The sequence below is a fragment of the Pseudoalteromonas sp. BSi20652 genome (assembly GCF_000239855.1).
Taxonomy (GTDB): domain Bacteria; phylum Pseudomonadota; class Gammaproteobacteria; order Enterobacterales; family Alteromonadaceae; genus Pseudoalteromonas.
In genome coordinates this window covers 1-6,473 of record NZ_BADT01000196.1, presented here as the reverse complement: position 1 = coordinate 6,473, position 6,473 = coordinate 1, and the positions used below count along the sequence as shown (strand labels likewise).

The window sequence follows — 6,473 nt, the reverse complement described above, 5'->3', positions numbered from 1 at the left end:
CTTCAAATTGTAGAAAGCCCGACTAGAAATAGTCGGGCTTTTTTACGTCTGCAGAAAAGTGAAATACGCGCAATTAACACACACTCACAGCAACATCCATCACGTAGGTCGGGCGAGCGCAGCGACTCCCGACGCTAGAATCACAACAAAAACCCTCAATACCCCAGTCGGCCAATAAAGTAGCATTTGCTACGTGACTTTCTACTGCTGTGGGCACTACGACATTCTATTGCGTAGCGCACTGACTTCACATTGTAGTGGGCCCGAATTTAACGATTCGGGCTTTTTTACGGCTGCATAAAAATGAAATGTGGTTGAATAATGGGCACCTATTTTGTAATGTTATGGAGGTATTACATTAAATATTTTCATTATCAAACTAGACCCGAAAGATTCGCGTTTTTGATCTTGCAATACAGTTAAGGGTAGGTGAATAGCGTACTACTCACTTAACTATCTTATTCATATTCAATCTTTTTTAGATTTTATAAAAGCTAATTATTTTCATTTCCTTAGATAACAAATTTAATTTTGCTTTGTTAGTGTCTTTGATTTAGGATCAAATCAGTTTAAAACCAAGAACTAACAGCCTGTGTATAGATTATTAATTATCGCCATATCCATTTTATTTTGTTTTTCTGCTTCGGCAGTTGAAGTAACTGATCTATATCAAGATATTTTAAAAGTGGATGACAAAACACGAGATACTCGATTAGCAGCGAGTCGTAAAGCTTTGCTCAATGTGTTAGTGAAAGTAAGCGGTGATGAAACAGCGGATCAAAATAAATTAGCACAACAACGCACTAAAGATATTTCTGATTATATGCTTAAGTTTGAATATGATGAGAGAGTAAATGGAGAATTGCAACTCGTTGTTAAATTTGAAGCTCGAAAGATCAATGCGTTAATCAAAGAGTTAAACTTACCTTTGTGGGGAGTACAACGTCCATTAGTCGCAATATGGTTAGGTATTGAAGACAATTGGCGCAGAGAGTTGGTGACCCAAGAGAGTTATCCGCAGTTAGAGCAGTTGATTTATAGCAAAGCTGGGCGCCGTGGTTTACCAGTAGTCATCCCATTACTCGATTTACAAGATAGACGTTTAGTTGGGATTCCTGAGGTGTGGGGGAATTTTTCAGAGCCAGTAGAAGAGGCCTCTAGGCGCTATAGTGCTGAGCGAAGTATTACAGCAAGAATGTATAAAGGAGCGGATAGTGAAAATTGGATCTTAGATTGGCGTTTTACTAATGATGATCAATTTGATTCAAATAGATTAACGGGTGATAAGCAGCAAATAGTGAGCCAAATGATTGATACTTTAGCGCAAGGCCTGGCAAGTGAGTATGCGATTGATCCAAATGCTTATTATGAACAAGCTGCAGCTACTTTAACATTAAAAGGTACAGAAAACTTTGTTGATATTGAATTAGCAAAACGAAGCTTGTTAAGTTTAAGTGTCGTTACTCAAGTTACAATTGTTCGCAAAACCCCAGACTTAGTAGAATTTAAACTAAGTCACACGGGTGGTCTAAGTGATCTTAAAAAAGGGTTGGGGCTTGATTCTTCTTTTAAAGATTATGAAGATCCGCATGCTTTTTATCATGTCGTTAATAAAAACAGTCTTGAATACCAGTGGGTTAAACAATAGTGTTAAGCTGCGAACCTATGCAAATGGCACTCCCCGTTACGTTGCCGGATGATGAGACCTTTGCATCATATTTTGGTGGTGAAGATTCACTTGAAGTAAATCATTTAAAAGATAGTTTTTCGAAGCTAGCAAAAATATTTCAGTATACCTATTTATGTGGGTTAGGTGATTCGGGTAAGTCTCACCTTTTATATGCAACCTGCATTAAAGCACAAGAGCGTGGCTTATCTAATATGCTGCTGTCTATGCGCGAAGTAATTGACTTTGGGCCTATGGTATTAGACGGTTTAGAAGCGCTTGATGTTCTATGTATTGATGACGTGCATTTAGTTGCAGGCAATGATGCATGGGAAAAAGCACTATTTAACTTTTTTAACCGGTTTAACGAACCCGGAAAAATGTTAGTAGTAACTGCCGATTTACTCCCAAGCATGCTCAATATCTCGTTGCCTGACTTAGAGTCTCGTTTAACATGGGGGACAACCTTTCAAATTCGTTCTATGAGTGATGACGATAAAGCACAAGCACTTGTTAAGCGCGCTCATATGCGCGGCCTTGAATTAAGTGATGAGTGTGCACGCTTTTTACTAACACGTTTAAGCCGTGATATGCGTGCTTTATTAGATGTACTCGACAAATTAGATCATGCATCTATGGCTGCACAGCGAAAATTAACTATTCCTTTTATAAAATCAACGTTAAAGCTCTAGTAGGTCTAGAATCTAGACCCTGCTTTCAGTTATCATAAGCTATTATCAGAGCGTGTTTACCTTTCCTGATTGGAATTTGTTTAACTTAAGAGTGCTTGAATCGCGTCGTAAGGACTTTAGCATATTATTTATATGCTAAACCAGACTAACAAAGAGAAGCCTCCCTAGCTAAAACACTTCGAACAGCACGTGTTTGGTTTTTATTTGGCAGAGACTACACCCTAGTACTTAGCCTTTTTTAAGAACCAATCACATTGTTGTAAAGCAATCTTGAAAGGCCAACACGCTCTTAAGCAATCACCTTCTGTGAAAGATCAGGTATCGAATGAACTTAGAAAACATATTAGCGCAAGCACTTGAGGCGGTAGCCAGTGCCAGTGAAATAGCGCAATTAGAAGATATCAGGGTTAATTATCTTGGTAAAAAAGGCGAAATCACTAGCTTACTAAAAACGTTAGGTAAAATAGCACCTGAAGAACGTAAAGAAGCAGGCCAAGTTATAAACCAAGCTAAACAAGATGTACAAGCTGCTATCAACGAAAAGCGTGAATTGTTAGCTAGTAAAGCACTTGAAGAAAAACTAGCTGCTGAGACTATAGATGTAACTCTACCAGGGCGTGTTATGCCTGCTGGCGGTTTACACCCAGTGACGCGCACTATTGAGCGCATAGAAAGCTTTTTTGGTGAGCTAGGTTTTGAAGTTAAATCAGGTCCAGAAATTGAAGATGATTTTCATAACTTTGATGCGCTAAATATTCCAGAGCACCACCCAGCACGTGCTGATCATGATACCTTTTACTTTAATCCTAAATTAGTACTACGTACACAAACAAGTGGCGTGCAAATTCGTACTATGGAAACTGAGCAGCCACCACTGCGCATTATTTCACCTGGGCGTGTATATCGTAACGATTACGATCAAACGCATACACCTATGTTCCATCAGGTTGAAGGTTTAATGGTTGATACCGATGTCAGCTTTACTGAGCTAAAAGGTATTTTACATGATTTTTTACGTAACTTTTTTGAAGAAGATATGGAAATTCGTTTCCGTCCTTCATTCTTCCCATTTACAGAACCTTCAGCTGAAGTAGATGTTATGGGTAAAGACGGTAAGTGGTTAGAAGTATTAGGCTGCGGCATGGTACATCCAAATGTACTTAAGTCTGTGGGCATTGACCCAGAAAAATACACCGGCTTTGCCTTTGGTATGGGTGTAGAGCGTTTAACTATGTTGCGCTATGGCGTAAACGATTTGCGTGCATTTTTCGAAAATGACTTAAAATTCCTGAACCAGTTCCGTTAAGAGTGAAACAATAAAATGAAATTTAGTGAAAAGTGGTTAAGAGAGTGGGTTAATCCTGCTATTGATACGCAAGCTCTTTCGGAACAGCTTTCAATGGCTGGTTTAGAAGTGGATGGCGTTGAGCCTGCTGCTGCCAAATTTAATGGCGTAGTTGTTGGTGAAGTTGTTGAATGTGGGCAACACCCTGATGCAGATAAACTGCGTGTTACCAAAATTAACGTAGGGGGCGATGAGCTACTTGATATCGTGTGTGGTGCACCAAATTGTCGTTTAGGTATTAAAGTTGCTGTTGCAACTGTAGGCGCTGTACTGCCTGGTGACTTTAAAATTAAAAAAGCCAAACTACGCGGTCAACCTTCAAACGGAATGCTATGTGCTTTTGTTGAGCTAGGTATTAGCGAAGAGGGCGACGGCATTATGGAATTGCCAAGCGATGCACCAGTAGGCACTGATTTACGTGATTACCTAGGTCTTGATGATAATATTATTGATGTTGATTTAACACCAAACCGTGGTGACTGTTTAGGTATAAAAGGTCTAGCACGCGAAGTAGGCGTTTTAAATAGTATTGACGTAAACGTATTAGATATTCCGGCTGTTACTCCAACAATTGATGACAAAGTATCAATTGAGCTAGTTAACGAAGATGCTTGTCCTCGTTACCTTGGTCGTGTGATAAAGGGCATTAACCTTGATTCAGCAACACCGCTTTGGATGGTTGAAAAGCTACGTCGCAGTGGTGTACGTTCAATCGACCCAGTAGTTGATGTTACTAACTATGTATTACTTGAACTTGGTCACCCAATGCACGCGTTTGATTTAAATGCGATTGAAGGTGGTATTAAAGTACGTAGTGCAAATGCAGGTGAAGAGATTGTTTTATTAGACGGTAACACCGCTAAATTAAACGACACAACACTTGTGATAGCCGATCATAATAAAGCACTTGCAATAGCGGGTATTTTTGGTGGGGAGCAATCAGGTGTTACAGATAAAACATCTGATATATTACTTGAAAGCGCGTTTTTTAATCCTGTAGCAATTGCAGGGCAAGCACGTAGCTACGGTTTACACACTGATGCTTCACACCGTTATGAACGCGGTGTTGATTTTGCTCTACAACATGATGCAATGGAACGTGCAACAGCACTTCTTCTTGAGATTGTAGGTGGTCAAGCAGGTCCTGTAGTTGAAGCTGTTGCGGCTGACAAATTACCAAAAGTGACTGAAGTACGTCTTCGCCGTGCACGTTTAGACCGTGTTATTGGTCATCATATTGAAGATACTAAAGTAACAGATATTCTTACGCGTTTAGGTCTTGATGTTAAAGTAGAAAATGAAAGCTGGAGTGCGGACGTACCAAGCTACCGTTTTGATATTCGCATCGAAGAAGATTTAATTGAAGAAGTAGCACGTGTTTACGGTTACAACAGCATTCCTAATGTTGCACCAACTGCAAAACTTAAAATGACGACACATAACGAAGCAACTATTGCGCTTAGCAAGTTCCGCAATACGTTAGTGACTCGTGGTTACCAAGAAGCAATTACATACAGCTTTGTAGACCCTAAAGCACAAGCTATTTTACACCCAGAGTGTAAAGCAATGGTATTACCGCACCCTATTTCAATTGAAATGTCAGCGATGCGTGTAAGTTTAATGCCGGGCTTATTAGCGTCTGTAGCGTATAATCAAAATCGCCAACAGCCTCGTATTCGTTTATTCGAACATGGTCTTAAATTTATAAGCGACGAAAGTGCAGAAAATGGTGTTTACCAAGTCCCGGTTATTGGCGGCGTTATTACGGGTCTTATAAATGGTGAACATTGGGTTGAAGAAAAACGTAACGTTGATTTTTATGACCTAAAAGGTGATGTTGAAGCCTTACTTGCAATTACTAATGACGTTACTCGCTTTGAAATAAAAGCAGAGCAGTCAGATGGACTTCACCCTGGTCAATCAGCAGTGATATATGTTGATGGCAAAAAGGTTGGGTTTTTTGGTGCTTTACATCCACAAGCTCAAAAGTCGTTAGATATCAACAACGCAACTTTTGTTTTTGAAATTGAAATGTCAGCAATAGAAAAAAGAAATTTACCGCAAGCAGAAGGGGTGTCTAAATTTCCTTCAAATCGCCGCGACATCGCGATTTTAGTGGCAGACAGCGTTAAATCTGGCGACATTTTAAGCGTGATCGAAAAAGTTGGCGGAAATCAATTGGTTGACCTAAACTTATTCGATGTGTATAAGGGCAAAGGTATTGAGCCAAATTATAAGAGTTTGGCAATTGCTCTAACACTGCAAGCGGTTGATAGAACACTCGAAGAGAAAGATATCAATCTAGTAGTTGATAACGTGGTGGCCGAATTGGCCGAACAGTTTAATGCATCGTTGAGGGACTAGATATGGCGCTTACTAAAGCCGACATAGCTGAACACCTATTTGAAAAGCTCGGGATCAATAAAAAAGATGCCAAAGATTTAGTTGAAGCGTTTTTTGAAGAAATCCGCTCAGCGCTAGAAAAAGGCGAGCAGGTTAAGCTCTCTGGATTTGGTAACTTTGATCTTCGAGATAAAAAAGAAAGACCAGGCCGCAACCCGAAAACAGGCGAAGATATTCCTATTTCGGCACGTCGCGTGGTGACTTTTCGACCAGGTCAAAAGCTTAAAACCCGCGTAGAAGTGGGCACAAGCAAAGCAAAATAAAAAAAGGCAGCGTAAGCTGCCTTTTTATTTGCCTGAATAACCTAGTTATTAAATTATACCAACCTGCATAAATCTTTGATCAATTTAACGAATTAAATTGAACT

5 protein-coding genes are annotated in these 6,473 nt (G+C 39.7%); all 5 read left to right on the top strand.

The window, feature by feature from the left end:
* The first annotated feature begins 592 nt into the window (after positions 1-592).
* The 5 genes from P20652_RS03265 (at position 593) to ihfA (ending at position 6,369) form a co-directional block, all read left to right on the top strand.
* Complete coding sequence (locus P20652_RS03265; protein WP_008171530.1) at positions 593-1,648, top strand: DUF2066 domain-containing protein; 1,056 nt, start codon at positions 593-595, stop codon at positions 1,646-1,648.
* Entirely contained in the window at positions 1,648-2,358 is a 711-nt protein-coding gene (gene hda, locus P20652_RS03270) for a DnaA regulatory inactivator Hda (RefSeq protein ID WP_193371792.1), read from the top strand. Before P20652_RS03265 ends, hda begins: the two co-directional genes overlap by 1 nt.
* A gap of 325 nt (positions 2,359-2,683) precedes the next feature.
* Positions 2,684-3,664 (top strand): phenylalanine--tRNA ligase subunit alpha, encoded by a 981-nt coding sequence (pheS, locus tag P20652_RS03275; protein WP_008171526.1) that lies wholly within the window; start codon positions 2,684-2,686, stop codon positions 3,662-3,664.
* Positions 3,665-3,679: 15 nt separating this feature from the next.
* Positions 3,680-6,067 carry a phenylalanine--tRNA ligase subunit beta gene (gene pheT / locus P20652_RS03280; protein ID WP_008171524.1) on the top strand — a complete coding sequence of 796 codons (2,388 nt, stop codon included), beginning with the start codon at positions 3,680-3,682 and terminating at the stop codon, positions 6,065-6,067.
* A gap of 2 nt (positions 6,068-6,069) precedes the next feature.
* On the top strand, positions 6,070-6,369 hold the full coding sequence (gene ihfA, locus P20652_RS03285) for an integration host factor subunit alpha (RefSeq protein WP_002960690.1): 300 nt from the start codon (positions 6,070-6,072) through the stop codon (positions 6,367-6,369).
* The last annotated feature ends 104 nt before the right edge of the window (positions 6,370-6,473 follow it).

Coding starts and splice junctions, on each gene's coding strand:
- pheS (WP_008171526.1), top strand. CDS start 2,684: ATGAACTTAGAAAACATATTAGCGCAAGCACTTGAGGCGGTAGCCAGT.
- pheT (WP_008171524.1), top strand. CDS start 3,680: ATGAAATTTAGTGAAAAGTGGTTAAGAGAGTGGGTTAATCCTGCTATT.
- ihfA (WP_002960690.1), top strand. CDS start 6,070: ATGGCGCTTACTAAAGCCGACATAGCTGAACACCTATTTGAAAAGCTC.